This window comes from Pedobacter sp. UYP30 (assembly GCF_040547165.1).
Classification (GTDB): domain Bacteria; phylum Bacteroidota; class Bacteroidia; order Sphingobacteriales; family Sphingobacteriaceae; genus Pedobacter.
In genome coordinates this window covers 226,012-245,795 of sequence record NZ_JBEPPD010000005.1, presented here as the reverse complement: position 1 = coordinate 245,795, position 19,784 = coordinate 226,012, and the positions used below count along the sequence as shown (strand labels likewise).

General features: G+C 39.0%; 18 protein-coding genes. 3 read left to right on the top strand and 15 right to left on the bottom strand.

The genetic code is table 11. From position 1 onward, the window contains the following. Positions 1-50 precede the first annotated feature (50 nt). The 15 genes from ABIB40_RS08485 to ABIB40_RS20710 form a co-directional block, all read right to left on the bottom strand. Positions 51-659 (bottom strand): helix-turn-helix domain-containing protein, encoded by a 609-nt coding sequence (locus ABIB40_RS08485; RefSeq protein WP_354357982.1) that lies wholly within the window; start codon positions 657-659, stop codon positions 51-53. Between the two features lie 272 nt (positions 660-931). Then, positions 932-1,321: an HYC_CC_PP family protein gene (locus tag ABIB40_RS20715; protein WP_502931055.1), complete on the bottom strand. Its 390-nt coding sequence runs from the start codon at positions 1,319-1,321 to the stop codon at positions 932-934. A 536-nt stretch (positions 1,322-1,857) separates the two neighbouring features. Then, on the bottom strand, positions 1,858-2,187 hold the full coding sequence (locus ABIB40_RS08480) for a hypothetical protein (RefSeq protein WP_354357980.1): 330 nt from the start codon (positions 2,185-2,187) through the stop codon (positions 1,858-1,860). Between the two features lie 596 nt (positions 2,188-2,783). Then, the gene (locus ABIB40_RS08475; RefSeq protein WP_354357978.1) at positions 2,784-3,062 is read right to left on the bottom strand and encodes a DUF6799 domain-containing protein; all 279 of its coding nucleotides are present in this window, start codon (positions 3,060-3,062) and stop codon (positions 2,784-2,786) included. A gap of 287 nt (positions 3,063-3,349) precedes the next feature. After that, a complete protein-coding gene (locus ABIB40_RS08470; protein ID WP_354357976.1) occupies positions 3,350-3,832 on the bottom strand; it encodes a DUF305 domain-containing protein in 483 nt (160 codons plus the stop codon). A gap of 21 nt (positions 3,833-3,853) precedes the next feature. Beyond that, complete coding sequence (locus ABIB40_RS08465; RefSeq protein ID WP_354357974.1) at positions 3,854-4,381, bottom strand: DUF2231 domain-containing protein; 528 nt, start codon at positions 4,379-4,381, stop codon at positions 3,854-3,856. Between the two features lie 10 nt (positions 4,382-4,391). Continuing rightward, the gene (locus tag ABIB40_RS08460) at positions 4,392-7,043 is read right to left on the bottom strand and encodes a multicopper oxidase domain-containing protein (protein ID WP_354357972.1); all 2,652 of its coding nucleotides are present in this window, start codon (positions 7,041-7,043) and stop codon (positions 4,392-4,394) included. Between the two features lie 22 nt (positions 7,044-7,065). Continuing rightward, positions 7,066-7,518, bottom strand: coding sequence for a heme-binding domain-containing protein (locus ABIB40_RS08455; RefSeq protein WP_354357970.1), 453 nt, complete (start codon positions 7,516-7,518; stop codon positions 7,066-7,068). A 6-nt stretch (positions 7,519-7,524) separates the two neighbouring features. Continuing rightward, positions 7,525-8,088, bottom strand: a complete 564-nt coding sequence (locus ABIB40_RS08450) for a DUF3347 domain-containing protein (protein WP_354357968.1) — start codon at positions 8,086-8,088, stop codon at positions 7,525-7,527. A gap of 41 nt (positions 8,089-8,129) precedes the next feature. Further along, positions 8,130-9,341 (bottom strand): efflux RND transporter periplasmic adaptor subunit, encoded by a 1,212-nt coding sequence (locus tag ABIB40_RS08445; RefSeq protein WP_354357966.1) that lies wholly within the window; start codon positions 9,339-9,341, stop codon positions 8,130-8,132. 1 nt (position 9,342) lies between these two features. Beyond that, complete coding sequence (locus tag ABIB40_RS08440) at positions 9,343-10,638, bottom strand: heavy metal-binding domain-containing protein (RefSeq protein WP_354357964.1); 1,296 nt, start codon at positions 10,636-10,638, stop codon at positions 9,343-9,345. After that, positions 10,616-11,863 carry a TolC family protein gene (locus ABIB40_RS08435; protein ID WP_354357962.1) on the bottom strand — a complete coding sequence of 416 codons (1,248 nt, stop codon included), beginning with the start codon at positions 11,861-11,863 and terminating at the stop codon, positions 10,616-10,618. Before ABIB40_RS08435 ends, ABIB40_RS08440 begins: the two co-directional genes overlap by 23 nt. Beyond that, on the bottom strand, positions 11,850-13,784 hold the full coding sequence (locus tag ABIB40_RS08430; RefSeq protein WP_354357960.1) for an efflux RND transporter permease subunit: 1,935 nt from the start codon (positions 13,782-13,784) through the stop codon (positions 11,850-11,852). The genes ABIB40_RS08435 and ABIB40_RS08430 overlap by 14 nt, the downstream gene beginning before the upstream one ends. Before the next feature lies 1 nt (position 13,785). After that, positions 13,786-15,075 carry an efflux RND transporter permease subunit gene (locus ABIB40_RS08425; RefSeq protein ID WP_354357958.1) on the bottom strand — a complete coding sequence of 430 codons (1,290 nt, stop codon included), beginning with the start codon at positions 15,073-15,075 and terminating at the stop codon, positions 13,786-13,788. A 72-nt stretch (positions 15,076-15,147) separates the two neighbouring features. After that, positions 15,148-15,585 carry an HYC_CC_PP family protein gene (locus ABIB40_RS20710; protein WP_502931054.1) on the bottom strand — a complete coding sequence of 146 codons (438 nt, stop codon included), beginning with the start codon at positions 15,583-15,585 and terminating at the stop codon, positions 15,148-15,150. A gap of 252 nt (positions 15,586-15,837) precedes the next feature. Between ABIB40_RS20710 and ABIB40_RS08420 the strand changes: the two genes are divergently transcribed. The 3 genes from ABIB40_RS08420 (at position 15,838) to kdpA (ending at position 19,598) form a co-directional block, all read left to right on the top strand. Continuing rightward, positions 15,838-17,181, top strand: coding sequence for a sigma-54-dependent transcriptional regulator (locus tag ABIB40_RS08420; RefSeq protein ID WP_354357956.1), 1,344 nt, complete (start codon positions 15,838-15,840; stop codon positions 17,179-17,181). Positions 17,182-17,704: 523 nt separating this feature from the next. Then, on the top strand, positions 17,705-17,782 hold the full coding sequence (kdpF, locus tag ABIB40_RS08415; protein WP_133575248.1) for a K(+)-transporting ATPase subunit F: 78 nt from the start codon (positions 17,705-17,707) through the stop codon (positions 17,780-17,782). 94 nt (positions 17,783-17,876) lie between these two features. Continuing rightward, positions 17,877-19,598 carry a potassium-transporting ATPase subunit KdpA gene (gene kdpA / locus ABIB40_RS08410; RefSeq protein WP_354357954.1) on the top strand — a complete coding sequence of 574 codons (1,722 nt, stop codon included), beginning with the start codon at positions 17,877-17,879 and terminating at the stop codon, positions 19,596-19,598. Positions 19,599-19,784: the final 186 nt, after the last annotated feature.

Below are 19,784 nucleotides of genomic sequence, written 5' to 3'. Positions count from 1 at the left end.
GTTAATTTTAGATGAGATATAAATATAGTTTTAACACAGCTATTTTTTGTTTAGCTTAATGACTGTAATTGTTTTAAATTCTCTGGAATTAGGTTAGGAAGATGAATTCTTTCAGGTATCGGTTCTTTCTTGTACTCGCCGGGCGTTTTTTCAGTTTCTCTCTTAAAGTGCGTGCTAAAATTCTGAGATGAACTATATCCCAGTAACCAGGCTATTTCGTTAATATCCATTTCATTCAGTATCAAAAGTTCCTTGGCCTTCTCTACTTTTAATTTAATGAAGTACCTCTCAATAGTTATATCAGTAACTTGTTTGAACACCTTGCTTAAATATTTATAGCTTTTAAAAAGTTTACCTGATAAATAACTCGAAATAGTGAGCGCCTTTTCTTTAGCTAAAAGGTATTCATGAAGATAGGTTACTAGTAATGTTTGGATATCTACGGCCAGTTTCTCATCAGCAGACAAGGCTAGGGCAAATCCGTGATCTTCCAATTTTTTAATAAGTTTTTCTTGTAAACCCTCGGGTATAGATTTTTCAACTACCACCTCTCCCAAATTAACCTGAAGAGGTGGTAAACCCAATCCTTCAAATATTCTCTTCACTTCTACAATACATCTGCCACAGCACATGTTTTTTATAGTCAAATGTATTTTCATCGGTATGTTTCTTAATTAAGTGGTCTCTTTCTAAAATTCATTTAGTGAATTTATTTGAATGGGACATTTATTTAATTGACCCAACCCACATCTTGTGAAATTCGTATCAATCGCAAATATTTTTTTTGAATAACACACATTTATGTGCTCAAAACACATTTATGAAGCAATGTGCTATTGGAGGGATATTTGAGGGTAAATTATATAGAAAATGCCAAATTGCTTGACAACAATGACTGCGCCTGATAAATTATACTCAAATAAGTCTGGTATTATATTCGTAGTGACCTAACAGATAGGTAGATGGGAAATAAGGCCGCTCGTCTAACTTGATAAGCAAAATAGTTGTTACTCCTTTTTACAGTCCATAAATTATAATTTGTATGGTCAGTAATAACAGGCAAATAACAATTAGAAGCCATTTCGTTAAAGCTAAATGATTCTATAAACTTCTTATGATTATCTGTTCTACTGAAAACCTTCTTGTCCTTACAACAGCCTTTGGGCATAGTACCGGGGGCACAGGAACAAGTATGTTTATTGCTAAAATTTGAGACAGAAACATGGTCTAATTTATCTCCACAATAATGAAAGTTGAGCGTTACCCCAAAAGTGGTAGCTGTGTAAAATACTAGAAGCAATAAGGCCGCCGTTTTTTTCATTACTTTTTACTGTCACATAAAAGTAGTTTAATCTAACTGGTTATAATTACACAATGTTGCTGATATGTTGTAGGATTCACACTTTCTAACTCGCCTTATTAAAAATATTATGTATCGAATTTTAAGTTTTCCAACGACACTAACCTAGGTTCGACCATTATTTTTGCTAAAATATTTTTGGATATTTTAATATTGTTTTTGTCTGTAGGTTTTGCTAGCCGGGTGGGCAATGTAATTAACTTAAAAACAATGAAGTCGTCGCGTCGAGCACAGCGAGAGGTCTCACAACTAGGGGAAAGCAATATCAAATCTTACATCGGTCATAGCCAGTGAGATTTTTCACTGCGTTCAAAATGACGAAACCGTTAAGTTAATGACATTGGGAGGGGAAGGTGGCTATTTGCCAAAAGTGCCGCAAGCATGCCCGTGGCATATCTCTTTAGGCAATGAAATTAAGTCAAGGAAAACTAATGAAATAAATGCCATCCAGACCTTGTCAAATTTAACTTGTGAGAATACAACAATAACGGACGCTTTTAACTAAAGAAACGCTTTGTCATGTTCAAGGATGGCGTGTAAATAAGCAAAGGTAAAATCATGAACTGCAAAACTGGAGAAAGGCCAGCATTCAAAATTGGGATCACATGCATGGTGTCTGCATAACTCCAAGTACCGATTGATAAATGCCTTGTTTCTGCAAGAACGGCACTTATCGCACCTGCCAATATCAAAAGAATAATTTTGCTGCGCTTTAGGTTTTCAATCCACGGGGCATTTTTATAAACCAGAGCAAAGCCAAAATAAATGAGCAATACCATTATAGCATCCGCCACCGAAGCCAATAGGCAAAAAAGAATATGGCTCAATGAATACGATCCTCCTTTATACAGAGGTATTTGCAAAATCTCCCAGATAGCATTCAGTAAAAATGCAATTGAGAGAACAGCAAGCACATAGTCTTTGAAAATCTTTCGTTGAGTAGATTTTTCAAACAGACTCGCATATTACAAAATGTCAAACAAGACAGCTTTAGCAGGAATTACAATGAAATCAATTTAAACACCAATTCATTATATTCTTTTTTCAGACTTACGACAAAATTGTGATGAAATATGTACGTGGACACCAATCAATGGATAAAATATGCAAGAAAATAGAATAACTATTATTAACAACAGTTAAGGTTTCGTTGGGCTAGCATAAGCCAACGATTTGGTTACGTTCTTTTTTGATGTCATTTTTTTGGATTTGCATTTGAAAGTTGCATTTCCTTTATGAATGTCTTTGATGCAGTTACTGCCTGTGGCTATCCGAAGAGAATATTCCCAAAAAATCCTCAGGGAAGTCGTGGAATAAACAAAAAAACCTCTGGACTATGTCCAGAGGTTTCATGCGTTGCTTAATTTCTGGCAGTGAATGACAATCGAAGTAGAACTTCTAAAATCAACCACACCGAATTTGTTTACATCTTCATTGTAGTATCTTTCTCCATTGTAGTATCTTTCTCCATTTTCATGTCTTTCATCTTCTTACCCTTCATTTTCATTGGCATCATCATTCCATCCATGTCCATAGCCTGACCGTTTTTCATCTTCATGGTTTTACCATCTTTCATTTTCATTTTACCGTCCATCATCACCATAGTGCCATTAGACATCGTCATGTCTTTATCCATCATTGTGGTTTTACCGGCTTTCATCACCATCATTTTGCCGTCCATCATCATAACGTGATCCTTCATTGTCGAATCACTCTTTGCCGAATCACTCGTTGACGAATCACTCTTTGTCGTTTGTGCCATTGCGCTAAAGCTGATTGCCATAACGAATAGGGCCATTAATACTTTTTTCATTTTCTTATGTTTTAATTTTGTTATCGTATAACATCGAGAAGATAATTTAGTTTCGATTTTTTTCGGTGTGATTTCTAGGGTTAAAATTTCATTTTTTGCCCTTAAATGCGTTTTCGGCGGGCTTTAGAGTATTTCCTCCAATGTGCTATGCCGATAATCAATAGTTTAGTTATCTTTTATTTCTCCATGCGCGCAAGAATTGCCTTCATCTCCGCGATTTCTTTTTTCTGGGCTTCGATAATGCCATCAGCGAGTTTTCTTACCTCGGGGTCTTTGATGTTGGCGTTTTCACTCGTCATTATTGCAGAGGAGTGGTGGGGGATCATCGCTTTCATGTATTGTTCATCTCCAACTGGGGTTTGCGTTCTTAAAGCTGTGAGCACAAGACCAAAAACGACTACGCTTCCAATTATGATAAGGTTATTTGTTTTTTTATTTGGATACATTTTGCCCATCATAAAAAGCATCACAATTGCCATCAAACTTACCATCAACAATGCCATATAAATCCTTGTTAAGCTGATGTAGAAATGATGTATATCCACAATGTTAATGAACATAATGCCGTACATAACTACAAAGGACACCGCCATAGTTAACGCAAATTTACGGTAGCCCATGTTCTGTGTTTGTTCTGTTTTAGAGGTTTGATTATCCATGTTTTTAAATTTTTATGATTATTAATTTTCCTGTTCCAGTTTTTTGCCCTCAGGGCCAATGCCGTATTTATATACCAGTTCTGCGCCATGATGGCCGGCGATGCTTACCGCAACAGCCGAGCCCAGCAACAAAACTAAAGCTAATGTCTCCACCCATTTCATCTTGATAAATAAACCGAGCAGTTTGACGCATGCGGCAATTCCGCTTAGCCAGATGGTAATGTTGGCAAATTTTTCATGGCTTTCAAATATCGCCATCTGGGCGGCTGGAATACTTTCTGAGGCATGTGCATGAAACAGATTAGACGCCAGTAGTCCGGTGACAAAGCCTATGATCGTAAATGCGATGATGGTGTAATTGTAAGCCTTGTTTTTAAAAAATAGCACACCTATTTGCATTACGGCCGCGGCCAATAGGAGGATGATTGGAAAGTGAACCACCAATGGGTGGTAATTTGGAAATCTAACTTCAGACTCGACCTGTTGTGTCTGCGCGAGCACGGCAAAGGTTAGCACAGTAAACCCCAAACTCAAAATTAATTTTTTCATTGCTTTAAATTTAATACATCACTCTTAAACCAGCCCCATAGCCATAATCGCTATCATAACTTGCAGATATACCCAGTTTTTTTCCTAAAATATAGGTGGTATTTAATCTATATTCGTTATCTGTATTCCAGCTTCCGCCAAACCTTATGCGGTTGGAAATGGGAATATCTGATCTGCCAATTTCAAAACGAACCTTTCCGCGCTGACTTATCCGTACATCTGTCTGGATAAATAGAGGCAATAGATAGCGAAGTCCTAAAAAGGCATTTTGCTTATCGTCCTTTACAAATGCACCACCTTTTGTATCATTCTTGAACTCTCCGCCCAAATAGGCAGATAGAAAAAATCGGTTATCTAAGTAGCGTTCCAACCTAGGTGTTACCTCATAACGCCCATCATAACTAAAACGCCAGTCGGAATTAAAACTATAGCGTGTGTTTGAGACATTGAACATGCCATAATTTCCCTGCGATTGGAAGGCGTTGCTTGCCCAGAAAAACGGATGGTTGGATTCTCTTAAAACAGGATTATTATCTCGATACTGCGCAACTTCTGGAGTTATTGGGGAGTTTTGGTAACGGACTATTCTCGCCATGCCCGCGTTCATGTGGTAGAGAATGTGGCAATGGAAAAACCAGTCTTTTTGTTCGTTGGCATCAAACTCTATGGTTACAGTTTGCATCGGTTCTACACTCACCGTATGTTTTAGCGGAGAAAGTTCTCCCTGACCGTTAAGCACTCTAAAAAAGTGGCCATGAAGATGCATCGGGTGTTCCATCATGGTGGTATTGTGCATTACAAACCTCACTTTTTCTCCTTTTTTTATGGATAAAACGTCTTGCTCTGAAAGCGTTTTGTTATTAATACTCCACACATACCTTAACATGGAGCCAGTTAAGTAAAGTTGAAATGTTCTTACCGGCTGCTTAGAATCTATCTCGGTTGATGCTTTGGCTTTTAGCATACCGTAAGTTAAAATCTTGCCGTCGCCGCCCAAACTATGCATCATAGAGCCTAGAACAGTCATTTTTACGCCCCTACCGTCGTCTTTTATGCCCATTGTCATATTCATTCCGCCACCCATGTCCATGCCGTCCATCTTCATCTCGTTATGGTTCATGTTGCCCATCTTCATTTTAGAAGAATCGGTTTTCATATCCATGCCCTTCATGCCGTCCATCTTCATGTCGTTATGGTTCATGTTGCCCATCTTCATTTTAGAAGAATCGGTTTTCATGTCCATGCCCTTCATGCCGTCCATCTTCATCTCGTTATGGTTCATGTTGGCCATTTTCATTTTAGAGGAGTCGGTTTTCGTGTCCATCCCCTTCATGCCGTCCATCTTCATGCCGTTATGGTTCATGTTGCCCATCTTCATTTTAGAAGAGTCGGTCTTCATGTCCATTCCCTCCATACCGTCCATCTTCATGTTGCCCATCTTCATGCCTCCCATATTCATTTCGTCTGTGTTGGGCGTTCCCATTTTGCCTTCCATCCCTTTGGGGGTTTCATAAAGCATCCCTGCTTTTTTGAGTTTTTCGTTTTTAACGGCGCTCATCTGCATGCCTTTCATGCCCATCATCATCTGGCTCATGCTGTGCATAATCCTAAAGTAGTTCATTTTCGGAATGTCTGGCGCTTTATGCATTTCTCCCTCACCAAAATAAGTAGAGACCTGGCCAGATACATCATGCGGCGTTGCCCTAAATTCATATTTTCCATTTTTTGGGATGGTGATAAGCACATCGTACGTTTCTGCAACGCCAATTAGCAATTTATCTACTTTGACCGGTTGTATTTCCAAGCCATCTGCTGCGATAACAGTCATCTGTCCACCGGCAAACTGCGTCCAGAAATAAGTAGAGGAAGAACCGTCTATCAACCTAAGCCTAACCGTTTCTCCAGGCTTAAAATTTTGTGCTACGTTTTCTTTTCCGTTGATGAAAAACTTATCGTATTTAACATCGCTTATGTCCATCGCGGGCATGCGCATCCACTCCATCTTCAGTTTATCGCTCCCATAACCTTTAGAAATGGCTTCGCCATAACTTTGCACTGCCCCTTTTTTAATCGCGAAATAATCGCTTCCACGTTTCAGCAATCGCAGTACATTCTTCGGGTTTTGGTTTGTCCAGTCAGAAAGCAACAAAACCTTATCAGGGTATTGATCTATTTTGTTTGATTTATCTTGCGCCTCAATTACGATGGAACCGAATAACCCGGTTTGCTCTTGCAATTTTGTATGAGAATGGTACCAATAAGTGCCCGTTTGGCGCAGCGGAAATATAAAATCGTGGGTTTGGCCCGGCATTATGGGAGCCGTTTCTAAATATGGAACGCCGTCATATTTATTAGGAATGAGGATGCCGTGCCAATGCAGTGAAGTTTCATCTTTCATCTTGTTATGCACGTGGATTACTGCGGTATCGCCCTCGGTAAAACGCAACGTAGGTCCGGGAATTTGGCCGTTAATGGCCTGGGCAAATACCTTTTTCCCTGTAAAATTGACAAGCGTGTCGGTTAAATATAAATCATAAACTACTCGCTTGCCCGGATGGATAAGATGGTCATCTGATGTTGAACTGATGCTCTTGATGTTTTGCTGAGCCATTGCAGTATAAACGCCCAACATTATTAGAATAAATAGTTTAATTTTTTTCATTTCATTTTTGATTTGTAAATTCTTAATAGCCTACCAATGTTTTGTCAGCCCACCTAATTAATAGTTCTTTCTGCTTCTTGCTAAGTCTAGCTTCGTTGTGGATAAGTGTGTAGGAAGTCAGTGGCATTGTTTTATCCCTTATCGCATCTTCTATTGCAGATAACTTGCTCTTTTGTCGCCTTGCCGAGTAATTACCGAAATCGCTAAAATTTAAATCGCTTTTGCCGTCTTTGATGTGATTGGCCAACACCCACGCTACCGGTTGGATGTTGGCATACCACGGGTAATTTGTATTATTGCTATGGCAATCATAGCAAGCTGTTTTTAAAATCATCGACACATTGGCCGGTACAGTTACCACTTTGGTAATGGCTACAGCCGATGGATTGCTTATAATGTTTCGCTCCGGTCGAAAAAATTGGATTGCAATTAAGCAGAAAATGATAAACAATGCGATAATTTTAAAATATTTCATCAGCGACTATTGATTGATCGTTTCTTTAACAGAACCACAAGTATTCATCTTTTGCCCCATATATGGGTTTTGGATGTTTTTTATCGAACTTATCCAAAAAGCCCCTTTTTTATCGTTAGCCATTGGACAAAAGTCTTTATATAAGGTTTGTTTGGTGCCCAAAGATTTAACCAGATCGTACATGTCTTCGCTTAGCAGTATAAAATGCTCTCTCTGATGGGCTATTTTATCGGCATTTTCACTTATATGTTCTGCGTTTTCGAGCGCATCTGGCTTTATATCATCAAACGTTTTTTTCTGCGCCGTATTTAAGCCACTTGCATCATAAGCTTTTAGGGTTTCTGCCAATGTCTTGCCAGCTTCTGCTGCAGTTTTGCTATCGTCTTTAACCAATGCGTCTTTAATGGAAAGATAATCGGCTATTAATGGGTTTTGATTCGGCTCTGGAGTCGAAGCGCTCATGGTTTCAGTTGTCGGCTTACTACTTACATCAGTTGTTTTGGTGTTGCCGTTATTGCATGCAGCTAAAATACTTGCTGCCAAACTCAATGTTAAAATTGTTCTTTTCATGATTTTAATTATTAGATTTTATTTAATTAGTTGTTTTCTATTTACATCTGCATCTTACCCATGCCATTGTTGCCATTTTTTAAAATAATTTCGCTGGTAAGCAGGTAAGCGCCACTTATTACCACCTGCTCTCCCTTCTTAATCCCACTTTTAATGATGATGTTTTCGTCGCTTTCTTGGCCAACCTCTACCATTCTCCTATCGAAATGGTCTTTACTGGTTTTAATCCAAACGTAATTTTCGTTTGTAGTTCTGGTCAGTGCATCATTGGGGATACTTATAACGCCTTTTTTATCGCCGGAAGGCAAACTGATATTTGCTTGCATACCAGGCTGGTACTTTTTTTGGCGATTGGGAATACTGGCTCTGATTGTTAAAATTTGTGTGCCGCCAGCAAATTGTGGACTGATGAATTCTATTTTTCCTGCAATGGGCTCATTTTCGTATCCTGCAACGGTAGCCACCATTGCTTGCCCAACTTTTATACCGCTAATTTCCGACGGGTAGGCATCCGCTTCGACCCAAAGCCTTTCTAGGTTCTCTATCTTTAAAACCGGCATTCCTTCAGTTAAATATTGGCCTTCTTCTATGTTAACCTCTGTAATCAAGCCGCTCTTCGGAGAATAGACCGTGATATAAGGATCGGTTGTGTTTTTATCGCTGAGCTGTTTAATCTGGTTTTTCGATAATCCGTAGAGCATCAGTTTGTTTTTCGCCGCCTCCGTTAAACGCTTATAAATAGTTTCGTTTGGAAAAGCATTTTGCTGTTTTTGGTTTAGGAGATAGTCTTTTTGGAGCGCCAGCAAGTCTTCACTGTAAATTTTATATAAGGCTTGCCCTGCATTTATTTGCTGGCCGGGTTCTTTAAAATACAACTTGTCTACTCTGCCGGCAAACTTACTGGCTACCGCCGCATTATTTTCAGGATTGCTCACCAAGCTGCCGTTCAATAATTTACTGTCTGTAAAATTACCTGTGCCAACCCTTATCGTTTTAACATTGGCCAACTGGATTTGGTTTTCGCTAAGGGTTAAACCCGATACGGTTTTTTGTTGGCTCACTTTTACCAGTTCCATTCCGCAAATTGGGCAGTCGCCGGGCTTTTCCTCTACGATTTGAGGATGCATTGGGCAGGTGTATTTTACATGCGTTTCTTCATGTTTGGCTGTTTTCTCATTTTGCGAACAAGCACTGATCAACAGAAAAAAGAAGCCTGCAACAAACAAGAAATAGCCATAGTTTGATCTTCTCATTTTAATTCTCGGTTTTGATGAAACTCTCTGTGTCTATTAAATAACTAGCATTGGAGGCAATCTGGTCGCCTTCGGCTAGTCCGTCCGCAATCAACGCCCTTGCATTTGCGATTTTTGAGACCTTAACTGCCCTGGCTCTTAAAACATTGTTTTGCTTTATGAAGACAACATTTTTATTACCCAATTTATAAACGGCCTCAATTGGTATCCAGAGACCAGTTTGGGGGGTAATGATTATTTTTCCCTGTAGCAATTCGCCAATTTTAAAGTTTTGCTTGAGGTTTGCCAGATAAACCCTAATCACGCTGTAGGATTGACCACCGTAAAAATAGGGCTGAACGAGACCTACTTTTGCATTAATATTGCCAGCGTTTGAATTAATGTTTATGGCCTGATTTTTCTTTAGCGCAGACGCCTCGGTCGCATTTGCGTAAAAATCTGCCCAAACATTGTTGCTGTTAAATACCTTGAACAAAGCATCTCCGGTTTTCACATACTGGCCTTCAATTATCGAAATGCTGGAGTTCTCTGTATTTAAAGTTGCTGGGTTTGATGGATCTACCTCATTGTTCGATTTGGCAGTGTTGGCATCTATCAAATATCCCGAAGCCGTACTGTAAATCGGTATGCGGTAATTTACTTTTTGGGTTTTTAAAATTTGTTCTATCTGGTTCTCTTCCACTCCCAATAGCCGAAGTTTGGTTTTGGTCTGCTGTAGCAAATTATAATCGCCCTTGGCTTTTACATACAACAAATCTTGTTGGGCAGCGGCCAATTCTGGACTGTAAATTTCCATGATTTTTTGTCCTTTCGTAATTTTTTGAAAGTTGTATTTAACAAAAAGCTTTTCTATCCTGCCACCTATGCGGGCCGAAATGGTTTTTAGGTTATTGGAGTCGTAAGTTACCATGCCGTTTAGCAAAAGGGTGTCGCTAACTGTTTTCTTACCAACCGTAATCGTATTGATATCGCTCAAAACCACTTCATTTGTTGCATGGATTACCTTTGAAAGCGACGAATCGACTGCTATTGTTAAATGCTCTTGATGTTTTATTGTCAACTCCATCCCGCAAATAGGGCAAGAACCGGGCTTATCTTCCAAAATTTGAGGGTGCATAGAGCAGGTGTATTTCACGTCTGCTTTCACACTACCATTAGAACTACTTTTGTTTTGGCAACTTGTAACCATAATTACTAAAAATAGCAGCATTGCAGTCTTTTTGAAGATGCTAGGCAAATCTTGATTTTTGATTCTTGATTCTTCCATCTCAGATCTATTTCTCCACATTTTTTCCATATTCTGCGAAGTTTTGGTAATACTTGTTTAACAAATCGATATATTCTAATTGACTGTCGTTTAGTTCTTTCCAGGAATTGAGTACATCTAAAATAGTTGCTTTGTTCTCTTGGTAACTGAGTAGCAGGGTTTCGTAGCTTTTTGTCATAGATGGCAAGATTTTATCGTCATACACCTTCAGTTCTTTCTGAATCTGTGTTAATTGTGTCTCTTGGGTTTTTATCATACCTACCAAATTGTTTATCATGTTTTCCTTCTGATAAGCCATGGCCGATGCATCAAAATTGTTTGCTTTTAGCTTTGCCTGATAAGATTTTGCAGCCCATGGAGCAATAGGAATGGTAATGCCCGCCATCAATGAAAACAGGTTTGTCTTATTGCTATTGTAGGTTTGCATGTGGTTAAACTGAATGCTAAACTCAGGCTTCCCCTCAGATGCTATGAGGCGATTTTCCAATCCCAAGCTTTTTGTCTGCGCATCAATCATTTTTACACTGCTTCTGTTTTCTGCAAGGCTGAGCACGTTATCTATCACACTTTTAGCAAAACCATACTCAACGGTATCTATTAAAAAATCGGTGTCTTTAGGTCTGTTCATCAACGCATTGAGCTTTATCTTCCCAATAGCTATCTTGGCATCTGCCGAGGTGATCTTATTTTGGGTTTCGTATATTTTGGCCTCCATACTATAAATCTGGGAAAGGCCAGCTTGGTTGTACGTGTACCTTATCTCAGCGAGTTTCTTTAAATTTTGGAGCGTAGTGAGATTCTTGCGAAGAAAATTTAATCCACGTTCTTCTGTCGAAATTTCAAAATAAGTTGACCGCGCCAAAGCCCTTAAATCATTAAAATTATCGGCATAAGCCTGCTCAGTAACCGCCGACTGTTGCGCTAAAAAAGCTTTGTTGGCTTTAAGTTTGGCTGGATTTGGAATCTTTTGTTCTGCAACCAACATCAAAGATCCGTCTTGCTGGCCGCCTGGCCTAGAAAAATTGTTGTAGGGCGTCATAAATGTTCCCACTCCAACCATCGGAGCCATCCATGCAGAAGCGCCTTCCACCAATGCATCTTTACTTTTTATGGTTTCCCGATACATTTTCAGTCCAGGATTGTTGGATTTTATTTTGCCTATAACAGAGTCTAAAGTCAACGTCTCTTGAGCCATCAAACCACCGGCCGTGAACATTAAGCTTAGCAAAAAGATTAGTTTTTTAGTGTGTAACATCTAGCACCTCCAGTTTTCCGAATTTTTTGAGTTCATACTCTTTTGTCATTAAAAATATCAATGGTGTAACCAACAGAATGTGCGTAGAAGAAGTGAGTACCCCCCCAATCATCGGCAATACAATCGGCAACATCACATCGCTACCCACGCCGGTGCTCCACAACACGGGAATTAATCCAAACAGTGCCACACAAACGGTCATTATTTTTGGGCGCAATCTTTTTGCGGCACCCATAATTACGTATTGTCTTAAATCTTCTTTTGTTATCGTCTCGCTAGAATTTCCTTTTTCCTTTACCAATTGCTGCATGGCATCGTTCAGGTAAATAACCATTACCACACCGGTTTCTACGGCAATTCCAAACAGGGCTATAAATCCAACGGCCACAGCTATGGAGAGATTAACGCCGTAAAAATAGACCATATAGGCGCCACCAATCAGAGCAAAAGGAATGGTAACCAAACTTAGCAAGGCTTCTCTTGCAGATTTGAAGGCAAGATAAAGGGATAGGAATATGATCACCAGGACAATGGGTAAAATCAGCAATAAGGTTTTTTGTCCACGTATTAAATTTTCGTACTGTCCGCTCCATTCCACAAAATATCCCTTGGGTAAATTCAGTTCTGTATTTATCTTATCAATGGCTTCTTTTACCGTTGTTCCCAAATCTCTATCTCTTACGTTGAACATTACAGCTCCACGCAAAAGGGCGTTTTCTGAGGTAATCATTGGTGGGCCGTCCGTTAATTTAAAATCAACTACAGACGACAGTGGAATTACGCCCGCATCCATAGATTTTAGAGGTATCCTTTTTAGTTTTTCGATGCTGTTTCTGTAATCTTGCCCCAAACGGATTGATATTCCAAACCGTTCCCTTCCTTCTATGGTGTTTGCAAAGGGAACGCCTCCAATTGCAGCTTCTACCGTGGCATTTACATCATCTACGCTTAATCCATACCTAGAAATCTGATCTTTTTTAATGTTCATATCCAGATATTTGCCGCCAGTAACAGGCTCTACATATAAATCCTTTACGCCGTTAATTCCTTCCAATTTGGCTTTGATCTGCTCTTCAACTTTATAGATGTCTTTTAAATTCTGCCCATAAACTTTCACGCCTACATCTGTTCTAATTCCTGTAGAAAGCATGTTTATCCGGTTGATGATGGGCTGTGTCCAGCCGTTTACCACGCCAGGTATCTGTAGCTTCTTGTCGAGTTCGGCAACAATCTTCTTTTTTGTCATTCCCTCCCGCCATTCGCTTTTAGGTTTAAGTTGAATGATTGTTTCAATCATACTGATGGGCGAATTATCCGTTGCAGTGTTTGCTCTGCCCGCTTTTCCCAAAACCTGTTCTACCTCTGGTGTAGCTTTGATGATCTTATCCTGAACCTGTAAAATCCTCTTAATCTCAGAATTGGAAATGTCTGGTAAGGTTACAGGCATAAAAAGAATAGATTGCTCATCCAGTGGAGGCATAAATTCTCTTCCCAAACTCATTAACATGGGTATGCTTACCAACAGTGCCAAAATATTTATGCCAAGCGTAGTTTTGCGATATTTGAGACAAGCTCTGATTGTTGGCTCATAAACTTTTTCTAAAAACCTGTTTATGGGATTATGATTGTCGGGTCTAAATCTCCCTTTCATAAAAAAGGAAATTAAAACCGGGGCCAAGGTTACCACCAAAAACGCATCAACAAATAAAATGAATGATTTGGTGTAGGCCAAGGGATGGAAAAGCTTGCCCTCTTGCCCCGTCAATAAAAAAACGGGCAGAAACGAGGTAATAATGATAACGGTAGAATAAAAAACACCTCGGGAGACTTGTTTACAGGCTCTTTCTATAATGCTCAATCTTTCTTTATTATCCAGTTTTACATAGTCCTTTTCGGAACTTTTTTTGAAAATATTTTTCATTTTATTCCGGTTTGATGGTTTTATTAAGTTCTTCTTGCCTAATGGACAGTTGTTTGTAAGCATTTTCGCTCATAATAATTCCATTATCTACAATCACCCCAATTGCCAAGGCGATTCCTGTTAAAGACATGATGTTGGAACTAATGCCAAACGCATTCAATAAAATAAAACTTGCGGCTATCGTTATCGGAATTTGTATAATAATGCTGATGGCACTTCGCCAATGCATCAAGAAGATGATAACGATGAGTGAGACCACAATCATTTCCTCTATTAAAGTGTGGCTGATGCTATTTATAGATTCCTCAATCAGTTTCCCTCGATCATAAACAATGTTGAAAGACATTCCCTTTGGCAGTCCTTTTGCAACTTCGTTCATTTTTAGTTTTACTCTTTTGATAACCTCATCTGCATTTTCGCCACTTCTCATTACCACTATTCCGCCAACTGCCTCTCCGGCTCCGTTTAGATCAAAAATGCCCAATCTGCCTTCGCCAGCCATTTGTACATTGGCAACATCTTTAATCCGTACTGGTATAGAATTTTTGGTTTTGATGGCGATGTTCTCTATCTCTTTTATAGATTTTATGTAACCCGAAGTCTTGATGATGTATCCAGTGCTACCAAGCTCAAACTTCCGTCCGCCAGCTTCGTTGTTGTTGGCGTTTACCGCATCCATAACTTCTTTAATGCCTACGTTAAAGTAGGCCATTTTATTCGGGTCGATGGTTATTTGATATTGCTTTTGGAAACCGCCGAAAGAAGCTATTTCACTTACGCCATCAACGTTTTGAAGTGCAAATTTTATGTACCAATCTTGGGTTGCACGCTGTTCTCCCAAATCCATTCCATCGGTTTTAAGGGTGTACCAAAGTACATGGCCAACGCCAGTTCCGTCTGGCCCAAGTGTTGGAACAACATCTTTTGGAAGCGTGTTATTAATGGTACTGAGTTTTTCTAAAACCCTAGATCTTGCCCAATAATTATCTACACCGTCTTTAAAAATAACGTAAATAAAGCTCATTCCAAACATAGAATTAGCGCGTACGTATTTCACATCCGGAATGCCCTGCAAACCGGTAACTAAGGGGTAAGTAACCTGGTCTTCTATAATTTGTGGGCTACGTCCTTGCCATTCGGTAAATACAATAACCTGGTTCTCTGATAAATCAGGGATGGCATCAATCTTATTGTTTTTGATGGCGAACAGACCAAAACCAAAAATTATGGCTGCCAAGAGTAACACCACGAATCTATTGCGGAGCGAAACCGCAATCAGTTTCTCTATCATGAAAAAAAAATTAAAATAGGATTATCATCGGCTTAAAGCCAATCGTTTATTAGAATAGGAAAAGGAAAAATCCTAATTACGGAAGTTTTGAACAAGCAGATAAATGCTGTTTTTTGGCGACAGAAACTCCCATTGAGGATGGGGGTTGACGTAGTTAAATTGTCTTAAATGAAAAGGCGTTAAAGCCAACCCTTGGCTGTATAAGGGAAAGTTTGCTTTGATTAAGTTTGATGTGAGACTTGTTTTCTCAGCTTTCTCTACGTTTTGAACTTTTACCTTGTTCTTTAACAGCAGGTTTTTACAACAATTATCTGTTTTTTTAACAGATTGTTTATGCTCGGCATTGGAAGACTTGCAAGTTTGCATTTCCATTCCGCAATCCATTTTTTCTGAAAAGGATATACTGCTTATCTTACCGCTACAAAAATGTATGGATAGGGATGCTGCTGAAGCATTATAACAAATCAGCAGGGCTAAAAATAAAACGGATATGTTTTTAAGCAGTTTCAAAATTTGTTGTTCTAATGGGCAGAGCTGTTTTCAGCCTATTAAAGACAAAGATAAACCTTTCTACGAATAATTTATTACAAGATTAAAGGAGAGTGTTGTAAGATTTTGTAACATCGTCTTAGACAAGTGCTCATCTATCAGGATTATATCAAAGGGCAGCTTAAATGTAGAAAAAAAGCAAAAAGCTTTCACTTGATATTCGAAAAAAATCGTTTGCAGTAAACTATACAAAATCGATAGCTTTGTAAAACGATGGCAAACCAATCTTCTGGCAAAATACTTATTATAGACGACGAGAAAAAACTCAGTCAGCTTTTGGCGCGGATATTAAGTTTAGAAGGTTACGAAGTGTTCGAGGCAATCAATGGGAAAGCAGGCCTTAATATGTTAAAGCAGCAAGAAATTGATGTGGTTATTAGTGATGTAAAACTACCCGACGTTAACGGTGTGGAGTTGGTGAGAGAGATTAAAAAAATTAGTCCGAATGTTGAGGTAATAAATCTAACTGCCTATGGCACCATCAAAGATGGCGTTATGGCTATGCGAAATGGTGCATTCGATTACATTACAAAAGGAGATGATAATGATCGGATTATCCCTTTAGTTTCCAAAGCCGTGGAAAAGGTAAAATTAAATTCGAAATTATCATATTTAGAAAATAAAGGAGGAACTAAATTTAGTTTTGCATCTATTTTGGGTCAGTCTGCCGCAATAAAGGAGGCCGTAACTTTGGCCCGAAAGGTTTCTACTACAGATACTACGGTACTTTTGCTCGGCGAAACGGGAACAGGTAAGGAAGTTTTTTCACAATCGATTCACTATGAAGGCCAAAGAAAATTAAAGCCCTTTGTAGCTCTTAATTGTAGTGGTTTTAATCCCAACTTGTTAGAAAGTGAGCTATTTGGTTACAAGGCAGGTGCATTTACTGGTGCAGATAAAGATAAACGCGGACTGCTCGAGGAAGCCGATGGAGGAACGCTTTTTCTAGATGAGATTGGCGAAATGAATATGGATCTACAAGCCAAACTGCTTAGGGTTTTAGAGAATCAAACCTTTATTAAAGTTGGAGATACCCAAACCAAAAAAGTCGATGTTAGAATTATTGCGGCTACGAATCGAGATCTTAAAAAGGAAGCAGAGCAAGGAAAATTTAGACTCGATCTTTTTTATCGGCTTTCTGTGTTCTCCATTGAACTCCCGCCTTTAACACAAAGAAGAGGCGATATCCTCCCAATCGCCATGCATTATTTGACCGAATTTACTGCAAATGCAAACAAGCCGACACTTATTATTGATGATGAATTTGCCACACTGTTAACTTCCTATAATTGGAAGGGAAACATCAGGGAACTTAAAAATGTGATGGAACGGGTAGTAATTCTTGCCGATGATGATAAAATCACCCCAAATTTACTCCCTTATGAATTTCATCATAAAGAAATTATGGACGATCCAATGAATATGCAAACGGTTGAAAAGCAGCACATTATTAAAGTACTGCATTATACCAAAGGAAATAAAACCGAATCCGCACGTCTATTAGGTATTGGGCTCACTACCCTTTATCGGAAGATTGACGAATATCAGATTCCTTAAACACAATTGTGTCTTAGTGTTGGCTGCTGTTGTACTCGAAAGTGCGATTAATGAACATTCTTCCAGTCCTTCCAATTCTTTATAAATAGTTGCCAGTCTCAGCATCCCGAATGGTCGGGACAAGTTCTCGAAGACCTTAGTAATTATCCAAATCTTACCTTTCGGCGTAATCGAAAAACTCTTCTTGATAAATTTAAAGTTCTACATAAAGCCATGTCGTTTTAATCTAATTGCGATCTCCTGCTGACTATCTTTTTCTTTAAATCTAGAATCGCCTTCCTTTCAAAATGATAATAACCTTACCATAATGGAAGGGTTTAGAATCAACTAAAATCAAATATTTTATTGTTAATATCTTACTATCAATTAGTTATGTATATTTTTTGTGCTTTGGTATGTAAGTTGGCAATCCCTTATCAAAATATAAAAACATGATGTTGACAATTCTCCTACTTCTTGCCCTGCTGATACTCTGTTGGGTGGCTTACAAATCAATCGACTGGTTCGAAAAAATCTAAAAATTATGATCGCATTATTCATTATCGCAGTTGCCGTATTTATCTATATGATTTACGTGCTGATTAAACCCGAAAAATTTTAACTAAAAGCGGGAGAAGTTTAACGGAAAGAAGATCAAAGACATTAAGTCCATTTTCCTATTTCCAATTTCTCCATCCCCTCAAAAAAGAAAAAAAATGAACGCAGAATTACTTGGAATAATTGTTACTTACCTGCTTACCCTGGTGATAGCAATTCCTTTAGGAATGTATCTGGCAAAGGTATTTGCCGGAGAGAAAGTGTGGACAGACTTTTTAAAGCCCGTAGAACGTGGTATCTATAAGCTGTCTGGAATAAATGTTAAAGCAGAGATGAATTGGAAACAGCATTTAAAAGCGCTGATAACCATTAATCTTGTCTGGTTGGTATACGGTTTTTTTGTCTTGATGTTTCAAGATAAGTTGCCATTAAATCCAGATGGCAACCCAGGGATGAGTCCTGATTTATCTTTCAACACGGCAATTAGTTTTGTGGTGAACTGTAATTTGCAACATTATTCTGGAGAAACTGGGTTAACCTATTTAACTCAGCACTTCGTAATTATGTTCCTACAATTTACAAGTGCTGCAACAGGTATTGCTGCGGCAATAGTTTTGTTTAAAGCTTTTCGCGATAAGACAACAGAAAAACTGGGAAACTTTTGGGAGTTTTTTGTCAGATCGATCACTCGCCTGTTGCTGCCAATATCATTTGTCATCGCCATCATCTTAGCTTTCAACGGAACACCAACAAGTTACCAAGGGAAAGACCAATTTATCTCCATGCAAGGCGATACGGTAAATGTATCTAGAGGGCCGGCAGCTGCTATGATTGCAATTAAACATCTAGGCACGAACGGCGGCGGCTGGTTTGGGGTAAATTCTGCGCATCCGTTAGAAAACCCAAGCTATGTAACCAATATGGTAGAATTAATAGCGCAAGTAATTATTCCAATCGCTTTGGTCATCGCATTCGGTATTTTCATTAGGAAAAGACGTCTAAGCTGGATGATTTTCGGGGTGATGACCATCGGTATGTTATTATTGTTAATTCCAATGGTCAAGTCAGAACTTGGTGGAAATCCCGCGATCGCTCGAATGGGTATTTCGCAACTTACCGGTGCCATGGAAGGGAAGGAAGTCCGATTTGGGCCGGCCATATCTGCCTATTGGAGTACGGTTACCACGATAATTTCTACAGGCTCCGTAAATAGTATGCACGATAGTACCATGCCAATGAGCGGTACATGGCAATTGCTTGGCATGATGATCAACTCCTTTTATGGAGGTTGTGGCGTTGGATTGCTGAACTATTTCATCTATCTAATTATTGCCGTATTTATTTCGGGATTAATGGTTGGGCGTACCCCAGAATTCTTGGGACATAAAGTGGAAGCTAGAGAAGTTAAGATCGCTGCAATAATTACATTGTTAAGTCCCTTCTTAATTCTATCTGGAACTGCATTGGCGAGTTATGTTTTTACAAATCATCCAGATGCTGCTTGGGCGGTACAACCAAAAACTTGGTTGAACAACCCCGGGTTTCACGGTTTTTCTGAGATGTTGTATGAGATGACCTCCTCTAACGCGAACAATGGTTCCGGATTCGAGGGTCTTGGAGATAATAATGTCTTCTGGAATGTGACTACAGGATTTGTTATGTTCCTCGGACGCTTTCTTCCAATTATAGGGCCAATTGCGATAGCAGGTTTACTTGGAGCTAAAAAATATGTGCCAGAATCTGTCGGAACACTTAAAATAGATACGTTGACATTTAGCCTTATGACCTTCGCAGTAATTTTTGTCCTTAACGCATTGTCTTACTTTCCTGCATTAACGTTAGGTCTAATAGCAGAATATTTTACGCTTATTGGGAAGTAGATGGCGGGTTAGGGGGAAATAGGGAATAGGGAGACAGAGTAGGGCGGATAAAAGATAATCGGGAATAGGAAATAGATAGGATAGCTAAAATGGAAAATACCGAATGGAGAATAAATAGGAAAAGAGAGAATGAAAAAACCTGGCTGGAGCACAATTGAAAATAGGAAAACTTGCTCTGACGAAAGA

Excerpts from the sequence above, each read along its gene's own strand:
- ABIB40_RS08485 (WP_354357982.1), bottom strand. The coding sequence starts at position 659 with ATGAAAATACATTTGACTATAAAAAACATGTGCTGTGGCAGATGTATT.
- ABIB40_RS20715 (WP_502931055.1), bottom strand. The coding sequence starts at position 1,321 with ATGAAAAAAACGGCGGCCTTATTGCTTCTAGTATTTTACACAGCTACC.
- ABIB40_RS08475 (WP_354357978.1), bottom strand. The coding sequence starts at position 3,062 with ATGAAGGATCACGTTATGATGATGGACGGCAAAATGATGGTGATGAAA.
- ABIB40_RS08470 (WP_354357976.1), bottom strand. The coding sequence starts at position 3,832 with ATGGATAATCAAACCTCTAAAACAGAACAAACACAGAACATGGGCTAC.
- ABIB40_RS08465 (WP_354357974.1), bottom strand. The coding sequence starts at position 4,381 with ATGAAAAAATTAATTTTGAGTTTGGGGTTTACTGTGCTAACCTTTGCC.
- ABIB40_RS08460 (WP_354357972.1), bottom strand. The coding sequence starts at position 7,043 with ATGAAAAAAATTAAACTATTTATTCTAATAATGTTGGGCGTTTATACT.
- ABIB40_RS08455 (WP_354357970.1), bottom strand. The coding sequence starts at position 7,518 with ATGAAATATTTTAAAATTATCGCATTGTTTATCATTTTCTGCTTAATT.
- ABIB40_RS08450 (WP_354357968.1), bottom strand. The coding sequence starts at position 8,088 with ATGAAAAGAACAATTTTAACATTGAGTTTGGCAGCAAGTATTTTAGCT.
- ABIB40_RS08445 (WP_354357966.1), bottom strand. The coding sequence starts at position 9,341 with ATGAGAAGATCAAACTATGGCTATTTCTTGTTTGTTGCAGGCTTCTTT.
- ABIB40_RS08440 (WP_354357964.1), bottom strand. The coding sequence starts at position 10,638 with ATGGAAAAAATGTGGAGAAATAGATCTGAGATGGAAGAATCAAGAATC.
- ABIB40_RS08435 (WP_354357962.1), bottom strand. The coding sequence starts at position 11,863 with ATGTTACACACTAAAAAACTAATCTTTTTGCTAAGCTTAATGTTCACG.
- ABIB40_RS08430 (WP_354357960.1), bottom strand. The coding sequence starts at position 13,784 with ATGAAAAATATTTTCAAAAAAAGTTCCGAAAAGGACTATGTAAAACTG.
- ABIB40_RS08425 (WP_354357958.1), bottom strand. The coding sequence starts at position 15,075 with ATGATAGAGAAACTGATTGCGGTTTCGCTCCGCAATAGATTCGTGGTG.
- ABIB40_RS08420 (WP_354357956.1), top strand. The coding sequence starts at position 15,838 with ATGGCAAACCAATCTTCTGGCAAAATACTTATTATAGACGACGAGAAA.
- kdpF (WP_133575248.1), top strand. The coding sequence starts at position 17,705 with ATGATCGCATTATTCATTATCGCAGTTGCCGTATTTATCTATATGATT.
- kdpA (WP_354357954.1), top strand. The coding sequence starts at position 17,877 with ATGAACGCAGAATTACTTGGAATAATTGTTACTTACCTGCTTACCCTG.